The following is a 21,289-nucleotide window of genomic DNA, read 5'->3' on the forward strand; positions in this document are numbered from 1 at the left end:
CCCAGCCGGCATATTGGCTACTGGTGCGGACGGTTTTGTAGGTCGTTGCCGACAGGATCGGAACGTTCTTTTGTTTTTGAGGTTCCACGCAGCGAGTCGGAAAGAGCCACGTCCAAAGAAAACCGCGTAGGTGCGATTAGCGAAGCGTAATCGCACGTATTTGGGCACAAGTTTCAGGATTGCATGCGTCCGATTACGCTACGCTAATCGGACGAGCTACGAGCTTAATACTCCAACCGAACCGAACCCAAAAAGGTTCTCGGCGTACCAAAGAAATGTTGGTTAAACCCATTAGCCGAGGCGAAATAGGATTTATCCAATAAATTGTCGACATTGAATTGAACGGTTAATTTCGAATCTCCTATTTTTTGTTGATAACTCGTCATTAGATTCAATGTGACGTAACCCGGCATTTGCACCCGACTTTCGTTATCCGCTTGCCGCTTGCCAACGACTACCGCTCCGGCACCAAACTTTAAGCCCCGCATATCGCCGTCCTGGAATTCGTAAACATTCCAAAGGCTGCCTGAATTACGTGCCGAGTTATATAGCCTATTCCCTTGGTTACCGTTTCCGCCGCTGGAGTCAAAATCCTTGGTGATATTGGCCACCGGAATATGCGCATAAGAGCCGAGAATATTCCATCCGGGCATAACTTCGCCTTTTGCGTCCATTTCAATCCCTTGGCTCATCGCTTCGCCTATTGATTTCGACAAGGTGAAGTTGGTCGGGTCGGTCACCCGAATATTTTGTTTGGTCAATTCGAAATAAGCCAAGGAAGCGGAAAAACGGCCATCCCACAATTCGGTTTTTATGCCGGTTTCCCATTGTTGAGCCGTTTCAGGTTTAAGCAATTGCCCGTTTCGATTTACGCCGTTATTCGCACCGAAATTCTCTGTGTAACTGCCATAGACCGACAACTCCGGAATCGGCCGCCACAATAAACCGCCTCTCGGACTCACCCTATCCTCGTCTATAGTGACGGCTCCGCCGTTTAATTCGTCACTACCACGGGCATTGTCGTAACGCATGCCGCCAAGCGCAAAGAAATTGTGCGGTAACTCCATTTGATCCTGTAGGTATAGGCCAAACCAATCCGAACTGGTTTTTACAACCGGTGCTACGTCGAAATTCGGTAAACCGGTGGGAACCGGATTGAAAACGTTAATAGGTGTGCTGGGACTTGGGCAGCAACCTTCCTTAACATTAAGATCCTCTCGAAAGTAATCCCCGCCCATCAATAATTTGTGTTTTACCACGCCGGTATTGAATTTACCGGTCAAATTGACATTGGTGTAGTATTTTTCCCACGGAGATTCGGTTTTAAAAAAGCCTCTGTCGACATTTCCAGACGCAGACGCCTGACCGAAAAAAAAGCTGCCTATTTGGTCGTATTGGGTGAACTCAGCATTGAACCTCTGTGAGATTTCCCAATTGTCATTGAACTGGTGAGACCAGTTTAATCCGACCAGTACCTTATCCGTAGTGATCTTGGCATTGGGCTCGCTCAAAAACGAATTTCGGGGCGCAGGTGCTGGACGATTACCGAATCCCGGAACACCTGGATCATTGATGCTTTCGTCATGAAGATATTCCAATTCAAATGTTGCTTTGGTTCTGGCATCGATATTCCAAGTCAGAACAGGCGCTACAAACACACGTTCATTACCGACATAGTCTCGAAAACTATTGTTGTCTTGGTACGCCAAATTGAATCGATAAAGTAGTGAGTTATCCGATATTATCGGCCCGGTGGCGTCTACGGTGGTGCGGTATAAGTCGTAAGAACCGAATTGCTGCTGCAACGAATAATAGGCATGGGACAATGGCTGCTTCGTCGTAACGTTGACGATTCCGCCCGGTTCGGTACGTCCATACAATAGCGAGGCCGGCCCTTTTAACACGTCTATGCTCTCGATATTGGCGGTTTCACGGCGATTGGTTGGTATGCCTGCTGCGATCGGAAAGGGCGATCCGTCCCGATATACCATCGTCGTATCGAAACCACGGATATTAAAATGGTCGGAACCCGTCGCATCTCCACCTTGCACTACACCACTGATATTTTTCAGTGCGTCTTTCAAACGTATTACTTGCTGATCTTCGATGACCTGTTTGGAAACCACTTGCACCGAAAACGGCGTCTCCATAATAGGGGTATCCGTTTTGGTTGCAGTTTTAGTGTGGGTCAAGTTGTAATCTTGATTATAAGGATCAGTCGAATCATAAACCGCCTTACCCACCACCGTCACCGCCGGCATCGTAGCCGCCGACTGCGGCCCGCTTTTATTGACGATTGGTTTAGCTTCAATAATCGCCGTATCTTGGCCCACCAAGCGATAACCCAGCCCGCTGTCCTTCAGCAATTTGTTCAGCCCTTGTTCAACGGTGACTGTTTCATGCAAGGCCGGCGCGCTCAGACCGCGGGTCAACTCGGCGTTGAATACCAGTTTTAGATTGGCCTGGTCGGCGAAAGCCGTCAGCGCTTCGGTCAAACCACCGGCAGCGATGGCATAAGTCCGTGCTTCCTGTTGCATGGGCTCGGCGTAGGCCGTATAGCTGGCAATGCTCAGCGCCAGGGCTGTCAAGGCGAATGGCGCACTTAAGGGCGCGAATGCGGGTGTCCTCATAAAATCTCCTGATTGCGTGAATGACTGCGCCGATAACCGGCGTTACTCTTCACAACGTTTCAGGGAAAAAATCATGAACACTACCTTAAAAATTTTTCAACATATGGCCGGTATTGCCGAAGGGCACGCCAGCCTGAGTTTCGACGAGCTCAGCCTTTATGCCCCTGAGGGTACGAACGGAATACCGGTGATAAATAGGGCCGGGGAGATTTTCCGAATAAATGCTCGCCGATCCACTTTATGCCTCTGATGCTTTAAAAAACAACGAGGAGCGTCTTCAGTCCATTGGGTCGAGCAATATTGGCCTGCTTGCAGTGTGTCATATCACGGCTTATACGGCATTTCACACAGCTCTGTTGATGCAAACTCAGGCCAAAATAGGCATTTGACGTATCCCGGCGGCGGTCAAATGTTGAATTTTTGAAGACGCCAAAGCCGCATTAATAGCGCCTATCACGGCCGTTGCTGCCCGGCCGCGTGCCTAAATTGATACGGAATAAAGGCCATTGGCGCCGATTTTGCTTTGTCAAACGTCTTGATAGATAACCCACTTGTATCGCTTTCAAAAACGACTGATGACTGCTGTTTCGGACACACTGGATCATTTCTTTCGCGAAAATCGGGACGACTTAATCGGTTTTTTTCTGCGCCGCCTGCATTGTCCCGATACCGCCAAGGATTTGGCCCAAGAAACCTTTGTGCGGCTATTGTTCTCCGAACAGCGGACGCCGACTCAGGATAGGCGGGCGTTGGCCTTTTTTATCGCCGGCAATTTGGTGGTCGATCATATCCGCAAGGAATCGGTACGCGCCCGTTATGCGCCAAGCCAGGAGATACCGGCCGAACTACTGGAGGCGGTTGCCGGCAATGATCCGGACGCCGAAAAACAGTTAATGGCCTGGCAGGATCTGGATACGGTCAATACGGCCCTCAATGAATTGCCGGAAGAGTGCCGGGTGGCGTTTTACTTGAGCGCCATCGAAGGCCTGACTTACGCGCAAATTGGCGAATGTTTGGGCGTGTCCGAACGGGCCATCGCTAAACGCATTGCTAAAACCTTGAAGCATTGCCGTGACCGTCGCGAGCAACGCTGAATTGGCCTGCGGTTTATTTTCCGGCGGCATTGTTTTATCGTTTGCCCACTCCTTCCTCGTTTCAGCGGCCTTGATGAACACCGATCCCGATAATTCCAACGAAAGCGTGGCCGACCAGGCGATAGACTGGCTGGTGCTGATGCGTTCCGGTTCGGTTACAGACGCCGCGCGCCGCCAATTCGAAGCCTGGTATGGTCAAGACGACGCCAACCGGCAAGCCTACGCCGAGGCCGAAGCGCTGTGGGGTTCGGTCGCGCAAGCCGTTAAAACCACACCGCCCGCCAATTTCCAGCCAAAGCAAATTCATGCCGTTCCGCGTTTGCCGCGGCGAGCCGGTTTGGCGCTAGCCGCTTCGCTGGTGTTGGGGTTATTGCTAGGCCGGGATAGGCTGCACGATTGGTTGCTCAGCGATTACGCAACCGCCGTTGGCGAGCAAAAACAGATTCAATTGGCCGACGGCAGCAGCGTGTTGCTGAATACCGATACCGCGTTGGACATAGACTGGTCGGCGGACAAACGGCGCGTGGTATTGCTCAGAGGCCAAGCCGAGTTCAAGGTCGCCAGTGATGCCAACAGACCCTTTGAAGTGGAAGCCGGCGATACGGCGGTTAGGGCCTTGGGGACAGTGTTTGACGTGGCGCGCCCTGGCGCCGATAAGGTCGAAGTCAATGTTACCGAGCATGCGGTAGCCGTGCGCTTGATTGACCAAACCGATGCCGCTGCGATACGGGTGGAGGAAGGCCAGCGATTGACGTATTCCACTGGCGGTGGGTTGGATAAACCGGCACCAGCCAATCTCAACCAGTTAAATGCCTGGAAACGCGGCAAGTTGATTTTTCACGATCAGGCACTGGCCGACGTGGTAGCAGAGTTAAACCGCTATTCCAAAGCCAAAATCATTCTGAATGGTGAGGATGTCAAGCAATTGCGAGTTAGCGGGGTATTTCCAACCGACGGTCTGGCAATGCTGGATGCCTTGCAAAAATCTTTGGCGCTACGTCAGACCGCATTGGGGCCGTGGCTGGTAATTTTGCATTCTTGACGCGAAAACAGAATCGGCCGGGCCGTATAAGGAACCGCCGCTGCGGCAATTGGCCGCATTCCTGGCGGCAAGGCTTTTGTCATAATTAATTGAAAATCGTCTTAACTTGGCGAATTTAGTTGTTTGGAAGAATCACGCCAGCTCAGGGACGCCGCCGCATGTTTAACCGCCAATCCTAAAAACCCGTGCCATTTATTAGAGCGAATCGAATCGGACTTGTTATTGCTCAAAATCCGGCAGCATCTTTTCTTGATGCATCCGTCGGCGTCGAAGCCGGCCGCGCGGTGTTGCTAAAACCAACCCGCAACAAAGAACGTTCGCGCAACATCTCCGTGCTATTTTTGATGTTAGTTACCGTTATGTTGCTGCACTTGGCCGGGGTCAGCTGCTTCTTGTGCCCCGACCTGCCGGAGGCAAAAGCCAGTCCGCTTAAAATGGAAGTGTCGACAATCACAGTTCCGGCCAGTGAGCCAAGCCTTGAGCGAACCCAACCGCCGCCGCCCAGCGTTGCCCAACCAAAACCTAAAAAGCCGCAACTCAAACCCCGGTTGAAAAAAGTGACGCCGCAGGCGCCGCCGTCCGATTTTTCGATGCAGGAACAAGTTTTTGATCAACAGCCTCGGCCGGTCGACGATGCCACTCAGCCGGCGATTGCCGAGAAAGTAAGCGCCGATAATCCAAGTCCGACGTTTACCGAGGCATATCTGAATGCCGCTTACCAACACAATCCCAAGCCGGAGTACCCCGGTATCGCCCGCAGCCGAGGCTGGCAGGGCAAAGTGGTTTTGCGCGTGGAAGTCAGCGAGGATGGCCTGGTAGTGGGCGTTGCCGTCGAACAAAGCTGTGGTCACGAAGCGCTAGACGAATCCGCGGTCGAAGCCGTCAAACAATGGCGCTTCGTACCGGCCAAACGAGCGGAAATCAATGTCGCCAGCGCGGTATTGGTGCCGATCATTTTTACGTTGCAAGACCAAGCGCCGGCTTTTTAGATTTTCCGCCAGTATTGCAGTACGCTGGAAACAGCAGGCGGTCGCGGGTTTTCCCGTCAAATTGATTAATGTTAAAAACAGCGGATTCAAACCCGAAGGAGTGGACCGCTTAGCAGCGTTTTATCTCAAATCAGGAAATTTTGTTTTACCCACACGTTTACCATTCATTTCGAGAGCACACGTGTCATTCAAAAAAATATTTATCGCGTTCACCCTGCGTTTTAATTGGGGGGAAAAAACCACTCCCAAAATCTAACGAAAAATCAAAAAACGAGGGTGTAAAAATTTTTGTTTAAACGGTCATTAGGCAGGAAACTGCCGTTACTTTTAGGAGTACCGATGATCTTACCAAAATCCATCCCAACCGAACTGATCGACAGCTTGCTGTCAGGCTATCAAAAACCCGAAGACCTGCTGGGGTGAAACGGTCTTCTGAAACAACTGACCAAGGCCCTGGTGGAGTGGGCTTTAGAAGCTGAAATGACCGAACATCTCGGTCATGGCAAGCATGAAGCTGTCGGCAATCCTGCCGGCAACACCCGCAACGGCAAAAGCCGAAAAACGCTGAAAGGCGACTTTGGCGCATTGCCGATTGAGATTCCCCGCGACCGTCACGGCCAGTTCGAGCCACAAATCATTGGCAAACACCAATCCCGCTGGACGGGTTTCGACGACAAAACCATCTCACTCTATGCCCGAGGTCTGACGGTCAGGGAAATCCAGAGTCATCTGGAAGAACTGTATGGCACTGAAGTGTCGTCGAGGAGAAATAGTCAAATCTGGTGTATGGCTGATTTGAATCAGGCGGCCATCTGCTGAGTTTCTTCTGTTTTCTCCGGTTCCATAATGACAGCCATGCCGTCCTGAAAACGGATGCCCTCAATCACATCCGGCAATCGTTTAAATCGGCGTATTTTGCGCCAACTCTTCTCGGCGGTTAACGTCAATTGGAACACTAACCCCAACAAGGTATTGCGGGACACACAGTTCTTGGTGCGGGTCGTCCGATGGCGCATGGTCGCAAAGCTGGATTCGATCAGGTTGGTCGTACGAATATGTATCCAATGCTTGGCCGGAAAGTCGTAAAAGGCCAATAGGGATTCCCGGTCTTTTTCCAACACGCCCACCGCCTTAGGGTACTTGGCTTATGGATCGCCCAAACCGAAGGCGCCAAGTTCTGGTTGCAAGTCGTCACCGACCTAAAGAATCGCGGCGTCCAAGATATTTTCATCGCCTGTGTCGATGGCTTGAAAGGCTTTCCTGAAGCCATTGAAACCGTCTATCCACACGCCGCAGTCCAACTGTGCATTGTCCACTTGGTCCGCAATAGCCTGAACTATGTCGGCTGGAAAATGCGTAAACAGATCGCTGACGATCTCAAGCGGATATACCAGTCAGCTACCGTCGATGAAGCTGAGCAGGCACTGGGAGAATTCGAGGCGCAATGGAACGATGCCTATCCACCGATTGCCCAGATTTGGCGGCGCAATCGGGATCGGATCATTCTCTTCTTTGACTATCCGCCGGAGATACGCCGCATCATTTACACCATCAATGCTATTGAGTCGGTGAACATGAGTTTGCGGAAAATCACCAAGAATCGCGGCTCATTTCCCAGTGACGAGGCCTTGTCGAAATTGTTCTATTTGGCGCTGATGAATATCAGTAAAAAATGGACGATGCCATTACATGACTGGAAAGCGGCTTTAAATCGGTTTAGCATTCAGTTTGAAGACAGAATGCTAAACCACTAACAAAACCCGTTTACACAAAATTCAGGACACCCTCGCCCCGTAAAGTTTTTTTGACTGGAGCGCCTATTTACATCTGCGATTGCAGATAGTTTTGAATGCCGACTTTTTCGATCAGGTCCATCTGGGTTTCCAACCAATCGACATGCTCTTCTTCGCTTTCCAGAATGTGTTCGAACAATTCCCTGCTGACGTAGTCGTTGATGCTTTCACAATAAGCTATCGCCTCTTTCAACAAAGGCAAGGCCAGATGTTCCAATTTAAGGTCGCATTCCAGCATTTCCTTGGGGTTCTCGCCTATCATCAATCTACCCAGGCTTTGCAAATTGGGCAATCCTTCCAGAAACAAAATCCTTTCGATCAACTTATCGGCGTGTTTCATTTCGTCGATCGATTCGTGATATTCCTTTTCATTCAGCTTTTGAAAGCCCCAATTTTTGAACATCCGGGCATGCAAAAAATATTGATTGATGGCAGTTAATTCGTTTTCCAGTGCCTTATTTAAAAATTCGATTACTTTTTTATCGCCTTGCATGTCAAATCTCCTGGGTTTTTATGATTAGTTGGGCGTCATTCGCAGCCTGCAATAGCCGACATGCATTTTTTCTATCCAAAATTTGCGCAATGTCCTTGTTACATTTACCGCAATCGCCACCAACACCAAAACATTGCACCAACTGTTTCCGCGAACATAAGCCGCTGTCTATGGCAGCATCGAGCTGACTGTCGGTGACGGCTTTGCAAAGACACACGTACATGGGCTACGCCACCCGCCTGCGCTGAACTTGCGCGGGATCGGCGGTGATTTTACGATAAATCTCCACGCGGTCCCCTTCCTTAACCGATGCATCCAATTTGGCCAGTTTACCGAAAATCCCGACCTTTTGGCTCTCCAGATCGATCTCGGGATATTGCGTCAACACGCCGGACAATTCAATCACTTCGGCGATGGTACTGCCCTCCGGCACTTCCAGCCGCAACCAGAGTTGCCTGTCCGCCTGCGCATAACATACACCCACATTCATAGTTTACGCCCCTTCTTCCAAGACAACCGGATCAATAATGGTCGGTTCTGTAATTTTGGCCGCCGCTTTCCGGTCCAACAAGCGTTTCAATGCCACCATGAAACCCAGCATGATGAAGCCACCCGGCGGCAAAGCCATCAGCAAAAAACCTTTGTATTCCGGAATCAAAGTGGTTTCCAGAAACCGGAAACTTTCCCCCAACAGCACAGAGGCGTTGGCGAATAAAGTGCCGGCAGAACTAATCTCCCGCATCGCTCCCAGCACCACCATCGCCGCGGTAAAGCCCACCCCCATCATCAAACCATCCCACATCGAGGGCATCACCGGTTGCTTGGAAGCAAACGCTTCAGCTCGACCGAGAATAACGCAGTTGGTGACAATCAACGGGATAAACAGGCCCAGTACCTTATGTAACTCATGCATCCAGGCGTTTAGAAAAATATCCACCAAGGTCACCAACGCGGCAATCAGCAACACGAAAATCGGGATGCGAATTTCAGACGGAATCAGATGCCGACTCACCGATACCGCGGCATTGGATGCCACCATTACCACCATGGTCGCCAAGCCCATACCCAAGCCGTTGGTTGCCGTCCCGGTCACTGCCAGCAACGGACACAGCGCCAGATTTTGGGTCAGCACGACGTTGTTGTCCCATAGGCCGTCGCGAGCGATTTTTCTGTATTGTTCTGAAAACAGAATCGAAAGATTCATGATGGTTTCTCCAAAAATCGTGAGCAAGTGTTAATGCCTGAGAAGATCGCGACGATTTTCTTCCCGTATGCCGCGCCGAGCACCGAAGCGTTTGGCGAGACCAGCCCGATAGGGGAGCGGCATGGATGCCGCTCGTTTTCGGAGGGGCTGGGAAGCCCCTTTCGAAAACCCTCGCCAAACGCTTCGGAGCGCAGGAACAAAGCGGCGTTCGGGCCGCCTTTCTTTTGGATACTTTTCTTTGGCGGAGCAAAGAAAAGTATCGCGGCTGTCGGTCCGCGAACCAACATGCAAACTAAGCGTCGCGACAGCGACACCAAAAACACTATCGGCTAGGCTGCAACAATTCCGCCTGATGCACCTTATAAAACTCCAATCCCCGCTTGATTGCTTGAACCACTTTGCGCGGTGTAATCGTCGCCCCACTAAACTGATCGAACACCCCGCCGTCTTTTTTAACCGCCCATTGCTCGACAGTCAGGTTATTTAAGGATTTGCCGTTGAAAGACAGCACCCATTTGGACTTGGTCACTTCGATTTTATCGCCCAAGCCCGGCGTCTCGACATGTGCGATAACTCGTACACCAAGGATTTCGCCTTTGCTATCGATCCCCATCACCAAGCTGATCGGCCCGGCATAACCGTCAGGGGCAACGAATTTAAAACAGACTGCGTTAACCAAACCCGCCTTTTTAGCCAAGTAGACTTCAGTTTGTTCTGCACCCAAATTGGCATCGGCAGATGGCAGCAGCACACTGTCTTTCAGCAAGTTATTATCGTAAAGCTCTGCCGGAACCACTTGCTCCAGGTTGACCTGTAGATCTTCCTGCAAGCGCAGCTCTATCACGCCGCGTGTCGCCAGATCGGCCACACCCAATAAAATCGCAGCCAACAGCGCAAAACCACCCAGCACGCCAGCCTGATACTGTAATAGCGGCCGCAGTTGTTCCAAATTTCCTGGCTCCAGCCACACGGCCAGTTTTTGCTTTAAATCACCGACAGTACGCAAGGCGTACTCCATATATTGGCTAGCCTTGGGATTTGATTTTGCGGGTTCGGAATTCATGGCCTGTCTCAGGAATTGGAAATATCGAGCGGCTTGCCGTTACGATAGCGGCCATAAATTCTGGGCCGGATGTAATGATCGATCAGCGGCGTGACGGCGTTCATCAATAAAATCGCAAAACCGGTGCCTTCCGGATAGCCGCCCCAAGAGCGGATCACGAAAATCAATAAACCGCAGCCGGCGCCGAAAACCACCTGCCCCAACGGCGTGTTAGGCGACGTGACATAATCGGTGGCGATAAAGAACGCTACCAACATCACCGCGCCGGAATTCAAATGCACCCAGGGTCCAAGGTAATGTTGACTATCCCAAGTATGAAAAATCGTCGACAACAGAAGGATACTGAACAGCAACGAGACAGGGATGTGCCATTTGATGACCCCTTGGCGCATCAGCCAAATGCCGCCGGCCAGTAATAATAAAGACGAGGTTTCCCCCAAACTCCCGCGCTCCCAACCAAGAAACGCTAAAAATCCCGAATATTCGATCAAACTGCCGGGCAACAGCCGGTTTTGCGAAAACTCAGTCTTGACCCAACCCAACGTCGTGGCGCCGGTCACCGCATCCGGGTTTTCCAAACCGCTAAAGGTGATCGCTAAGCTATCGATCACGCCGGGCCCGGTGAACAGCGGCGATACGTTGGCCCAGGTAGTCATCTCGATGGGAAAGGAAATCAACAAAGCCACCCTGGCCAGCATGGCCGGATTGAACAGGTTTTGCCCCAAACCGCCGTAAACATGCTTGCCCAATACAATCGCCAGCGCCGAACCGACTACGCCTATCCACCATGGCGCCCAAGGCGGCAAAGTCATCGCCACTAATAAGCCGGTGACGATCGCCGAACCGTCGCGCAAATAAGGCATTGCCGCCACACCTTTCATCTTCAGGCACAAGCCTTCGAAAGCCATGGCAGACAGCACGGTCACCGCCAGCAAATACAAAGCCGGCCAGCCGAACAAAAACACGCCGCAAGCAGTGGCCGGTGCCAAGGCGAGAATCACCAAACGCATGATTTGATCGACGCGGCGGGTGGCCGCCACGTGAGGCCCGCTAATTGGTTTATTACTCATACGGTTTCCTCTGCTGGCGCTGCTTGCGCCTGTTGTGCGGCAGCCAAACGGGCGGCTCTGGCTTCCTGAGCACGCAAAGCTTCCGCTTCGGCTTCCAATCTGGCCCGTTCCATCCGATTATTTCTATCTTCGACTAAACGCTTGGTTTGTTCAGCCTTGTGCTCGGCTTGTTGGCGTTTAACTAACTCGCCGGAAGCGAATTTAAAGTAATGCACCAAGGGTATATTCGACGGGCAGACATAAGAACAACTGCCGCAGCTAATGCAATCTTTTAGGCCCAAATCAACCGCTGAGTCCAACTGATTAGCTTTGATCCGGCTGGCCATTTCCAAGGGTAACAAACCCACCGGACAAGCGGTCACGCAACTGGAACAACGAATGCAAGGCTGTATAGCCGGCTCATCGATGTCGGCATGCGACAAGGCCAGGATGCCGTTGCAGGCTTTCACCACCGGCACTTCGGCAATTGGCAAAGCGTCGCCCATCATCGGTCCACCCATCACTAAGCGGGCCATTTTCGACTTTTCCAATCCGCAAAACGCCAATACTTCCGACATCAAGGTGCCGATGGGCACTTCCACATTTCTGGGTTTGGCAACGGCCGCGCCGGAGACAGTAACCACCCGGCTAATCAAGGGTTGTCCCAAGCAAATGGCTTGATAGACGGCAAACGCCGTGGCGACGTTGTGCACCACCACCCCAATGTCCGTGGCTCGCCCGTCGGCGGGAATTTCCTGGCCGGTTAAATAACGCAACATTTGCCTATCCCAACCCATCGGATAGCGGGTCGGCACTTGCGCCACCACGATATTGGGAAAATCCCGGGCGGCCGTTTGCATGGCCGCGAAAGCTTCGGGTTTATTATCTTCGATACCCACCATAGCCTTCGGGGCATCCATGCCGCGCAACATTAACCGGATGCCGGCAACGATTTGCTCCGCGCGCTCTTGCATCAAACGGTCATCGCAAGTCAGATAAGGCTCGCATTCGCCGGCATTAATCAGCAAGGTATGAATCTTGTTTTTACGCCCCAAACTGAGTTTGACCGCCGACGGGAATACCGCACCGCCTAAACCCACCACGCCAGCGGCGCCGACTCGTTGACAAATTTCTTCCGGCTCTAGTTGAAATGGGTCTTCCGGAACGATTAACTGGGCCCATTGCTCTTTACCGTCGCTTTCAATTACCACGGTGCGAATCGGCAAGGCTGACGGATGCGGTGCCGGAAAATCTTTGACGTCGGCGATAATGCCCGATGTTGGTGCATGCACAGGCGCCGAAATGGTGCCTTGGCTATAGGCCAGCAATTGGCCCTTCAGTACTTTCTCGCCGACCTTCACCACCGGCTCGGCAGGCTTGCCGACATGCTGTTGCACCGGAATGTACAATTTCTTAGGCATTGGAAAATCGGTAACAATGCTAAGCGGAGAGGTTTCGGATTTGTGCTCTTCGGCATGGATACCGCCGCGCAAACGGGGATTTTCGAACAAGGCGAACATAGGCGTCTCCGTCTCAGGCGGCCAGCGGTTTGGGCCAGCGCCAGTTGCGCAAGGTCACTTCAACAGGATACATTTGCAGACATTCGGTGGGGCATACTTCCACGCATTTCTTGCAGCCGATGCAGGCATCCGCCACCACCGCGTGGATTTGTTTGGGTGCGCCGACGATGGCGTCTGTAGGACAAACCTTGAAGCAGCGGGTGCAACCGGTGCAGGTTTCTTCACTGACTCTGGCCACCATCGCTTCTTGGTCTTGGGTTTGGCTCAAATCGACATCAACACCCAGTAATTTGGCCAGTTGTTCCACCAGCGACGTACCGCCAGGCGGGCATAATGTCACCGGCGCGGCGCCGGATACCACGGCCTCGGCAGCCGGCCGGCAACCGGGGAAGCCGCATTGGCCGCATTGCGAACCGGGCATTAAGGCTTCAACTTTCTCGATTAACGGATCGGACTCCACCTTCAGATATTTGGCGGCAATCCCCAAAGCCACGCCCAGCAACAATCCCAGCGATGTCAAAATAACGATGGCAGATAAAACGTACATGATGTGCCTCTTATTTGCTGTAAAGCCCCGCGAATCCCATGAATGCCAGCGACAGGATGCCGGCGGTGATAAATGCGATGGGGGTGCCGGAAAAAAGCGCCGGCACTGCCATGAGCGCTAAGCGTTCACGCAGACCGGCGAAGAGCACCATCACCAGGGTAAAACCCATTGCCGAACCAAAGCCGAACAGCAGGCTTTGCACGAAATTGTATTTCTCTTGGATGTTAAGCAGCGCCACACCCAAAACCGCGCAATTAGTAGTAATCAGCGGTAAAAAAATCCCCAAAACTTGGTACATCACCGGACTGGTTTTGTGTATCACCATCTCGGTAAACTGCACTACCGCGGCGATCACCAAGATAAAACCCAGCACGCGCAGAAAACCGATATCGAACGGTATCAATAAACGATGCTCCAGCACCCAGCTGGCCGCGGACGCCAGTGTCAAGACAAACGTGGTCGCCAAACCCATGCCCAATGCGGTGTCCAGCTTGTTGGAAACGCCCATGAATGGGCATAACCCCAAGAACTTGACCAACACGACATTGTTGACCAAGGCTGTACCCAATATCAGAAGTAAGTATTCGCTCATCGTTTTCGACCCGGTGTTTTGCAACAAGACAGCATCATTTATGCCAACGCCTTAAAAACGCCGTAACTCCCCATTTCAGTGCAAAGCCGCAAGATTTGCCGCCAGCATCTCTGTCCTAAAAAACACAGAGCCGGAACAAGTACAGTTAAATTTGTCGTAAACCATACAAATCGCCGGGATTTTCCAATAGCTGCTAAGCGAAAACGCATTTGGCTCTCTAATTGCATGTATTTTTCCAACTTAAGCCCAGAAAAAACACGCGAGAACCATTTGCCATGACCAAATCCACCCCTGACTACCTGCAAGGCCAGATTGAGATTGAAACGGCCGATATACTATCGCCAGCCATCGGCCCTAGCGGGCAATCGCCAAGAAGCGGCAAAACCTCTAAAACACTGCCTTTCTCTTTGTTTGTTAAGGCCGTGGAGCAAGCGCCGGTGGCCATTTCGATCACCGATAAAAAAGCCAATATCCTTTACATCAACCAGGCCTTCACCGATGTAACCGGCTATAACGCCGCTGAAATTTTGGGCCAAAACGAATCAGCGCTGTCCGACAAGTCCACACCCAGACAGATTTATTATGATTTGTGGCACACCATTTCCCGTAAGCAGGTTTGGCACGGCCAATTGGTCAATCGGCAAAAAATGGGGCAACGCTACCTGGCTGATCTGACCATCGCGCCGATGCTGGACGACCGCGGCGCCATCAGTCATTACATTGGCATGCACCGCGATGTCACCCAGGCACACTACGCGGAACAACAAGTTAATAACCAAAAACAATTGATCGAATCGGTACTGAACGCTTCGCCGGTGGCGATGGTGGTGCTCGATTCGGACAAACGGGTCGTGCTCGACAATCAGATGTACAAGATGCTGATCAGCGAACTCGATAAGAAGGAACCCGCCCTGTTCTTTCTGGAAGCGCTGGAGCAAGACATGGGCGACTTGTGGGGCGACAACATTGATCGGCAACAAGGTTTTGCCAATCGCGAGGTACGGATTGAAAGCGCGGGGCTGAAAGGCACGCGCTGGTTTTCCTGCTCCGGCAATTGGTTTATCGAAAACGATGTCTGCGCCGACAGCTTCTTCGCCAGACAATCCAAAGACTATCTACTGTTGACCATTAACGACATCAGCCCCTTGCGCCGGCAGCAGGAAAAGCTACAGATACAGACTTTGCGCACCATGTTGGCGGAAGAAGAACACATCCGCAGCATCCGCGAAACCTTGCTCGGCGCAATGCACCAGATTCGCCAGCCCTTGAACCAAATTCACGCGGCGATTCAAATCATGACGCAACGCAACGACGCCAACAATAGTCCAATCCGCGATCTATTGGGCCAAGTGCAAAAAATGGGGGAAGAAACGCTTGCCACCTTGCAGCGCTGTGTGCCGGAAATACCGGAGTCCGCGGTGGTGCCGGTGAATTTGAATCAGTTGTTGCACGAAGTGATGCTGCTGTATAGCACCAAGTTTTTGGCAAACGGCATCGTAGTGGATTGGCTGCCCAACCCGGTGTTACCCAATATCCTCGGCTCCGAAAACAAGTTACGCATGTTGTTCAAGCAATTGATCGACAATGCGGTCAACGCCATGAATCGTGCGGGCAGCCAGGAACGCATCATCAAAATTAGCACGGCTATAGAGCATGATTGGGTTTGCGTGTCGATAGCCGATTCCGGCCCCGGCATACCTGCCAACCAACGGAGCAAAGTATTCGAACCGTTTTTTACCACCAATCAAAGCACCGCCGGCGTCCAGGCCGGCATGGGACTGGTCATGAGCAAGGAAATCGTCAATCAGCATAACGGCATGATAGAAATCGACCCGCAATACAAAAACGGCTGTAGTTTTAAAATTAGCTTTCCCTGTCAAAAAAACCTAGCGATGGTGAACATCCATGAGTGATCGTTTATTGCTGGTTGAATCCGAACTGGATACGCTATTTCTGGTCAGTCAATTGCTGAATAGCACGCATGACTTGCGCACCAAGCTGAAAGGCATCCTGGAGATTTTGCACAAGCGTAACGGCCTGCATTTCGGCATGATTACCCTACGCGATGTCGATGACGACAGCATGAGCATTTGCGAGATCTACGGCGAAGGCATAGACCGCTCGGTGCGTTACCAGCCGGGCGAAGGCTTAGTTGGCGCCATCCTCGACGAAGGCAGTACGATTGTCGTGGAACGCATCGCCGACGAGCCGCGTTTTTTAAGCCGCTTGGGCGTGTATAACCCGGATTTACCGTTTATCGGCTCCCCGCTGGCCATCGAACAAGGCGAAGTGGTCGGCATTTTAGCCGCGCAGCCTTGTACTTCGACGTTTTTGGGCGAGCGCGCCCGCTTCATGGAAATGGTCGCCAACCTGATCGCCCAAAGCGTGAACATGCTGCGTGTCATGGAACGCAAGCAAAACGAACTAGCTAGCGAACGCGACTATTTAAAACAAACACTGGTCAAAAACTACCGCTTCGAAAACATCATCGGCCATTCCGAGCCGATGCTGAAAGTGTTCGACATCATCCGCCAGGTGGCCAAATGGCATACCACGGTGTTGATTCGCGGTGAATCCGGCACCGGCAAGGAAGTGGTGGCCAGCTCGATACACTTTAACTCAGCCTGCGCCAACGGCCCGTTTCTAAAATTGAACTGTGCAGCCTTGCCCGACACCTTGCTCGAATCGGAATTATTCGGCCATGAGAAAGGTGCATTCAGCGGCGCAATCGGCCAACGCAAGGGCCGCTTCGAACTGGCAGACAACGGCACGCTGTTTCTCGACGAAATCGGCGAAATTTCCGCGTCTTTTCAGGCCAAATTATTGCGCGTGCTGCAGGAAGGCGAATTCGAGCGGGTCGGCGGCGTCCGCACTTTAAAAGTGAATGTGCGCATCATTGCCGCCACCAACCGCAATCTAGAGCAGGAAGTCGCCGAAGGCAATTTCCGCGAAGATTTGTATTACCGCTTGAATGTGATGCCCATCAATATGCCGCCGCTGCGCGAGCGTATCGAAGACATTCCGGAATTGGCCAGCTTTCTGTTAAACCGTATCTCCCGCCAACAAGGCGGCCGGCCTCTTGAAATCAAGGAAAGCGCGATCCGGATTTTGATGAAACACGACTGGCCGGGCAACGTTCGCGAATTGGAAAACCGTTTGGAACGCGCCGCCATCATGAGCCAGGAAGGCATTATCGACCGCGACGTGATTGCCAGCACCGGCCTGGAAAACGAAATAGGCATCAGCCGCACCCCGCAATCGATAAAACACATCGATCTGCACGACGAAAACATGGACGAACGGGAGCGGGTGATTGCCGCGTTGGAGCAAAGCGGTTGGGTACAAGCCAAAGCCGCGCGCTTGCTGGATATGACACCTAGGCAGATTGCTTATCGGATTCAGACCTTGAACATCAATGTTAAGCAGATTTAGAAAACCTGCCGCTCAAGTTAAGCAGAGAGGGGGCGATTGAAATTGCCCCGTCCTAAGGAATGATTTAAAGCTTTTCGCTGACGATTCGGTAAATCTGCTCTGCAGCCTGTTCGCCGGCTTGCAACAAAGCGTTCAACTCGGCGAGTTGAGCCTCGGCAAACATCCTGTCCTTCAAACTCGCGGCGTTGATCTGTACATTCAGCGCGGCGCTTTTCAAGCCGGCGTAGCCCGCCATCACCGCCACTCCGGCATCGCTGATCACCCCTAGATTGCCGTGTTCGGCAGCCACCCGGCTCAACTCGATAGCCTTGGCGCAAGCTTTCGCGCATTCCAGCGGCACCAGGGTGGCTTCTCTGAGCACCGTTTGAATCTGTTCGGCGCGCACGGCTTTCTCGTCGTCAGTGCTTTTAGGTAAGCCATAACAGGCCATCAGTTTGTCAAATACATCGACATCGGCTTTGATCATGCCGATCAAGGTGCTGCGCAAGGCTTCCGACTCGGTCAGCAAGGCCTGCATCTGTTCTTCCACCGCCGCGTATTTGGGTTTGCCGATGGTCAGATTACAAACCATGCTGGTCAAGGCGGCGGCTTGCGCACCCATCACAGCCGCCGCACTACCGCCGCCGGGCGTGGCTTGCTTGCCGGCTAGTTCGTCCAGGAATGTTTCTACCGATTTATCTTTGATTTCGTTCATTGACAGTCCTTAACTTTCGCGGCGCCAAATGGTGTTGCCGCCAGCCACATCCTCCAGCACAATGCCCTGCGCTTTCAATTGATCGCGAATTTGGTCGGCTTGCGCCCAGTCTTTGCTGGCTTTCGCGGTTTTTCTGGCGTCGATCAATTGCTCGATTTCCGTTTCACTCAGACCATCAGACGCTGCTCCACCCTGCAGGAAGCTGTCGGGATTCTCTTGCAGTAACCCCAAAATCGCCGCCAGTTGCTTCAGAGTAGCCGCCAGCACGGTTTTGTCGTCAGCTTTGTTCAACTCCCGCGCCAGATCGAACAACACCGAGAGGGCCACCGGCGTGTTGAAATCGTCGTCCATCGCCTGCTCGAACCGCAAACGGTAGTCGACATCAATGGTCGCATCGACAATCTGGACACTTCTCAAAGCGGTATAAAGCCGTGTCAACGCTACGCCGGCGTCGTCTAGCTGTTCGTCGGAATAATTCAGCGGACTACGATAGTGGCTGGAGAGGATGAAGAAGCGGATCACTTCCGGGCGGTATTGTTTCAACACCTCGCGCACGGTGAAAAAATTGCCCAGCGATTTGGACATTTTTTCTTCGTTGACCCGTACGAATCCGTTATGCATCCAGTAATTGACGAAAGTCTCACCCGTAGCCCCTTCCGACTGGGCAATTTCATTTTCATGATGCGGGAATTGCAGATCCATCCCACCACCGTGAATATCGAAATGATTACCCAGGCAGCAGGTGGACATTGCCGAGCATTCGATATGCCAGCCCGGTCTGCCCTGCCCCCATGGCGAATCCCAATAAGGTTCGCCGGGCTTGGCCATTTTCCACAGTACAAAATCCAGCGGATCGCGTTTGGCGGTATCGACATTCACCCGCTCACCGGCTTGTAAGTCTTCGATATTTTTACCGGACAGCTTGCCGTAGCCGTCAAAGCGGTTTACCGCATAAAACACGTCACCATTGCTACCGACGTAGGCAAACTCACGCTCGATTAATGTCGAAATCATCTTCACGATGTCGGCAATCGATTGCGTGGCTTTGGGTTCAATATCCGGCGGCAACACCGACAAAGCGCGCTCGTCTTCGTGCATCGCATCGATAAAGCGTTTGGTCAATGCGGTAAACGCCTCGCCATTCTCGTTGGCGCGCTGAATAATTTTGTCGTCTATGTCGGTAATATTTCTGACGTAGGTAAGCTGATACCCCGCATGCCGCAAATAACGGGCGACCGTATCGAACACCACCATGACCCGCGCGTGGCCGATATGACAGTAGTCGTAAACCGTCATGCCACAGACATACATACCGACTTTGCCAAGCTGTTTGGGAATGAACTCTTGCTTACTTCGAGTTAAGGTGTTGTAGATTTTCAACATGGTGATGATAGGTAGATGTAGCGAAACATCTGGCAATCTATCAAGATTCCAGCTTCTCTTTCAAGATAAAAACACATAGAATTCGCGGCTTGCAGCGCGATTATGGAGCTATCAATGCGTACCACCCTGGTTTACCTGATGCTGTTTTTATTCTCAACCCTTTCATTTGCAACAGAAAATAAAATGTCCAATACACATAGCAAAGTCAAATTAACCACCTCACTGGGCGACGTCGTCATTCAACTGGAAGACGAAAAAGCACCGGTTTCCGCCGCCAACTTTCTGGCATATGTGAAACAGGGCTTTTATGCGGGTACCATTTTCCACCGGGTAATCCCAGGTTTTATGGCCCAAGGCGGCGGTTTCGATACCTCATTCAAACAAAAAGAAACTAATGCACCGATCAAGAACGAAGCCGACAACGGTCTGAAAAACAAACGCGGCACCTTGGCAATGGCCCGTACTAACGATCCGCATTCGGCAACCGCGCAATTTTTTATCAATTATAAAGACAATTCCTTTCTGGATCACACCAGCCCAAGCCCTAGCGGTTGGGGCTACGCGGTATTCGGTGAAGTAATCGAGGGAATGGATGTCGTCGATGCCATGGCCAAACAAGCCACCGGCAATCGCGGTCCGCATCAGGATGTACCAAAAACGGACATCGTTATCGAAAAAGCCGAAGTTATTGAGTAATAATTAGCGGTTTCCGCCGGTAATTGGGCGGAAACCGCTGTTGCTTAACGTGAAACAAGACGTACTCTTCATCTCCGACCTGCATCTGGCTTTGGAAAAACCGGAGATCACCCGGCGATTCATAAGCTTTTTGCAGCAGCGCGCCATTGAGGCAAAATCGCTGTATATCCTTGGCGATTTGTTCGACGCCTGGATCGGCGACGACGACAATACCCGGCCTATCCCGTCCATCAAAAACGCTCTCAAACAACTTAGCGACGCCGGCACCGAGATTTTTCTGTTGCAGGGCAACCGCGATTTTTTGCTGGGTCAAGATTTCTGCCGGGAAACCGGTATCCGTTTGTTGGATGAATATGCGATTATCGAATTGAATGGTCAGCGAATTTTACTAACCCACGGCGATTTACTCTGTAGCGACGACTTGGCTTACCAGGCTTTTCGCAGCAAATCGCACAGCCCGGAATGGCAACAAAATGTGTTGTCCAAACCTTTGTGGCTGCGGCTGATAGCGGCACGTTGGTATCGGTTGCGCAGCTATTATCATAAACGCGGCAAAACCCTGGATATTATGGATGTCAACCAGGATACGGTGGTCGAAAGCCTGCACAAGTATGGTTGCTGCACATTGATTCATGGACACACGCATCGACCGAAATTACACGAATTTATGCTGGATGGCCGGCCGGCCAGACGCTACGTGTTGGCGGATTGGAAACCGGATGGCGCGGAGGTTTTGTGTTGGAAGAACAACGATTTTCAAACAGAATCGGTCTGATACAAGCACAAAAAAACCGGTAGCGATTTAACAGAAGGCCAGCGACCTGCGTTTTTTAATCTCAAACCCGCTGATACACCACTGCCACACACTACCGGGAAAATTGTCTTACTATCTCCGAAAAATAAGACTCAAAAGAAACCAACTAGTTCACTGGGTATATAATTTTAGTAGGTTAATGCCCACGCGCGTTTTTCCCGGTGGACATTAAGCGCTATCTAAGCCGGTGCCTGTCTATTACCAAAGTGTAAACAACGGTTAATTCACGACGACGCCCGCATTCATGCTAAGTT

21 protein-coding genes and 3 pseudogenes are annotated in these 21,289 nt (G+C 51.8%); 10 read left to right on the plus strand and 14 right to left on the minus strand.

Going from position 1 to position 21,289, the window contains the following annotated elements:
- Positions 1–224: 224 nt before the first annotated feature.
- The gene (locus ACMXD4_RS17240; RefSeq protein WP_415878896.1) at positions 225–2,630 is read right to left on the minus strand and encodes a TonB-dependent siderophore receptor; all 2,406 of its coding nucleotides are present in this window, start codon (positions 2,628–2,630) and stop codon (positions 225–227) included.
- Between the two features lie 575 nt (positions 2,631–3,205).
- Between ACMXD4_RS17240 and ACMXD4_RS17245 the strand changes: the two genes are divergently transcribed.
- Positions 3,206–3,724, plus strand: a complete 519-nt coding sequence (locus ACMXD4_RS17245) for an RNA polymerase sigma factor (protein ID WP_415878897.1) — start codon at positions 3,206–3,208, stop codon at positions 3,722–3,724.
- Positions 3,702–4,766, plus strand: a complete 1,065-nt coding sequence (locus tag ACMXD4_RS17250) for a FecR family protein (protein ID WP_415878898.1) — start codon at positions 3,702–3,704, stop codon at positions 4,764–4,766. Before ACMXD4_RS17245 ends, ACMXD4_RS17250 begins: the two co-directional genes overlap by 23 nt.
- Positions 4,767–4,992: 226 nt before the next feature.
- Here the strand turns inward: ACMXD4_RS17250 and ACMXD4_RS17255 are convergent, their stop codons facing one another.
- Positions 4,993–5,307 carry a hypothetical protein gene (locus ACMXD4_RS17255; RefSeq protein ID WP_171694549.1) on the minus strand — a complete coding sequence of 105 codons (315 nt, stop codon included), beginning with the start codon at positions 5,305–5,307 and terminating at the stop codon, positions 4,993–4,995.
- A gap of 16 nt (positions 5,308–5,323) precedes the next feature.
- Between ACMXD4_RS17255 and ACMXD4_RS17260 the strand changes: the two genes are divergently transcribed.
- Together ACMXD4_RS17260 and ACMXD4_RS17265 are read left to right on the plus strand one after the other, a co-directional pair.
- The gene (locus ACMXD4_RS17260) at positions 5,324–5,755 is read left to right on the plus strand and encodes an energy transducer TonB (RefSeq protein WP_367650904.1); all 432 of its coding nucleotides are present in this window, start codon (positions 5,324–5,326) and stop codon (positions 5,753–5,755) included.
- A 339-nt stretch (positions 5,756–6,094) separates the two neighbouring features.
- Positions 6,095–6,514, plus strand: a pseudogene (locus ACMXD4_RS17265) (transposase); the annotation flags it as partial.
- Positions 6,515–6,555: 41 nt separating this feature from the next.
- Here ACMXD4_RS17265 and ACMXD4_RS17270 read toward each other — a convergent pair.
- Positions 6,556–6,900: pseudogene (locus tag ACMXD4_RS17270) on the minus strand (transposase); the annotation flags it as partial.
- Between ACMXD4_RS17270 and ACMXD4_RS17275 the strand changes: the two are divergent.
- Positions 6,892–7,509: pseudogene (locus ACMXD4_RS17275) on the plus strand (IS256 family transposase); the annotation flags it as partial. The pseudogenes ACMXD4_RS17270 and ACMXD4_RS17275 sit on opposite strands and share 9 nt — an antisense overlap.
- A 67-nt stretch (positions 7,510–7,576) precedes the next feature.
- Here the strand turns inward: ACMXD4_RS17275 and bfr are convergent.
- The 4 genes from bfr to ACMXD4_RS17295 are packed head-to-tail and all read right to left on the minus strand — an operon-like array spanning position 7,577 to position 9,245.
- Positions 7,577–8,041, minus strand: coding sequence for a bacterioferritin (bfr, locus tag ACMXD4_RS17280; RefSeq protein WP_033155643.1), 465 nt, complete (start codon positions 8,039–8,041; stop codon positions 7,577–7,579).
- 1 nt (position 8,042) lies between these two features.
- Positions 8,043–8,264 carry a bacterioferritin-associated ferredoxin gene (locus tag ACMXD4_RS17285; RefSeq protein WP_033155644.1) on the minus strand — a complete coding sequence of 74 codons (222 nt, stop codon included), beginning with the start codon at positions 8,262–8,264 and terminating at the stop codon, positions 8,043–8,045.
- A gap of 3 nt (positions 8,265–8,267) precedes the next feature.
- The gene (locus tag ACMXD4_RS17290; protein ID WP_171694546.1) at positions 8,268–8,531 is read right to left on the minus strand and encodes an RnfH family protein; all 264 of its coding nucleotides are present in this window, start codon (positions 8,529–8,531) and stop codon (positions 8,268–8,270) included.
- A gap of 3 nt (positions 8,532–8,534) precedes the next feature.
- Entirely contained in the window at positions 8,535–9,245 is a 711-nt protein-coding gene (locus ACMXD4_RS17295) for an electron transport complex subunit E (RefSeq protein ID WP_033155646.1), read from the minus strand.
- 33 nt (positions 9,246–9,278) lie between these two features.
- On the opposite strand from ACMXD4_RS17295, the gene ACMXD4_RS17300 reads away from it, so the two are divergent.
- On the plus strand, positions 9,279–9,578 hold the full coding sequence (locus ACMXD4_RS17300) for a hypothetical protein (protein WP_253734379.1): 300 nt from the start codon (positions 9,279–9,281) through the stop codon (positions 9,576–9,578).
- Here ACMXD4_RS17300 and rsxG read toward each other — a convergent pair.
- Genes rsxG through rsxA form a run of 5 tightly spaced genes read right to left on the minus strand, consistent with a single transcriptional unit; the run spans position 9,568 to position 14,016 of the window.
- On the minus strand, positions 9,568–10,308 hold the full coding sequence (rsxG, locus tag ACMXD4_RS17305; protein ID WP_171694545.1) for an electron transport complex subunit RsxG: 741 nt from the start codon (positions 10,306–10,308) through the stop codon (positions 9,568–9,570). The two genes, ACMXD4_RS17300 and rsxG, sit on opposite strands and share 11 nt — an antisense overlap.
- 8 nt (positions 10,309–10,316) lie before the next feature.
- Positions 10,317–11,378, minus strand: coding sequence for an RnfABCDGE type electron transport complex subunit D (locus tag ACMXD4_RS17310; RefSeq protein WP_171694544.1), 1,062 nt, complete (start codon positions 11,376–11,378; stop codon positions 10,317–10,319).
- A complete protein-coding gene (gene rsxC, locus ACMXD4_RS17315; RefSeq protein ID WP_171694543.1) occupies positions 11,375–12,877 on the minus strand; it encodes an electron transport complex subunit RsxC in 1,503 nt (500 codons plus the stop codon). Before rsxC ends, ACMXD4_RS17310 begins: the two co-directional genes overlap by 4 nt.
- A gap of 13 nt (positions 12,878–12,890) precedes the next feature.
- A complete protein-coding gene (gene rsxB, locus ACMXD4_RS17320; RefSeq protein WP_171694542.1) occupies positions 12,891–13,424 on the minus strand; it encodes an electron transport complex subunit RsxB in 534 nt (177 codons plus the stop codon).
- A gap of 10 nt (positions 13,425–13,434) precedes the next feature.
- The gene (gene rsxA, locus ACMXD4_RS17325; RefSeq protein ID WP_026147191.1) at positions 13,435–14,016 is read right to left on the minus strand and encodes an electron transport complex subunit RsxA; all 582 of its coding nucleotides are present in this window, start codon (positions 14,014–14,016) and stop codon (positions 13,435–13,437) included.
- A gap of 275 nt (positions 14,017–14,291) precedes the next feature.
- On the opposite strand from rsxA, the gene nifL reads away from it, so the two are divergent.
- Both nifL and nifA read left to right on the plus strand, forming a co-directional pair.
- Positions 14,292–15,929: a nitrogen fixation negative regulator NifL gene (nifL, locus tag ACMXD4_RS17330; protein ID WP_033155812.1), complete on the plus strand. Its 1,638-nt coding sequence runs from the start codon at positions 14,292–14,294 to the stop codon at positions 15,927–15,929.
- A complete protein-coding gene (gene nifA, locus ACMXD4_RS17335) occupies positions 15,922–17,448 on the plus strand; it encodes a nif-specific transcriptional activator NifA (protein ID WP_171694541.1) in 1,527 nt (508 codons plus the stop codon). The genes nifL and nifA overlap by 8 nt, the downstream gene beginning before the upstream one ends.
- A 64-nt stretch (positions 17,449–17,512) precedes the next feature.
- Here nifA and fchA read toward each other — a convergent pair whose 3' ends face one another.
- Both fchA and cysS read right to left on the minus strand, forming a co-directional pair.
- Complete coding sequence (gene fchA, locus ACMXD4_RS17340) at positions 17,513–18,142, minus strand: methenyltetrahydrofolate cyclohydrolase (protein ID WP_415878899.1); 630 nt, start codon at positions 18,140–18,142, stop codon at positions 17,513–17,515.
- A 9-nt stretch (positions 18,143–18,151) separates the two neighbouring features.
- Positions 18,152–19,525, minus strand: coding sequence for a cysteine--tRNA ligase (gene cysS / locus ACMXD4_RS17345; RefSeq protein WP_415878900.1), 1,374 nt, complete (start codon positions 19,523–19,525; stop codon positions 18,152–18,154).
- A gap of 114 nt (positions 19,526–19,639) precedes the next feature.
- Here cysS and ACMXD4_RS17350 point away from each other — a divergent pair, with 114 nt between their 5' ends.
- Both ACMXD4_RS17350 and ACMXD4_RS17355 read left to right on the plus strand, forming a co-directional pair.
- A complete protein-coding gene (locus ACMXD4_RS17350; protein ID WP_171694539.1) occupies positions 19,640–20,221 on the plus strand; it encodes a peptidylprolyl isomerase in 582 nt (193 codons plus the stop codon).
- A gap of 49 nt (positions 20,222–20,270) precedes the next feature.
- Positions 20,271–20,996, plus strand: a complete 726-nt coding sequence (locus ACMXD4_RS17355) for a UDP-2,3-diacylglucosamine diphosphatase (protein ID WP_171697668.1) — start codon at positions 20,271–20,273, stop codon at positions 20,994–20,996.
- Positions 20,997–21,289: the final 293 nt, after the last annotated feature.

The organism is Methylomonas sp. TEB (assembly GCF_047777895.1).
Lineage (GTDB): Bacteria > Pseudomonadota > Gammaproteobacteria > Methylococcales > Methylomonadaceae > Methylomonas.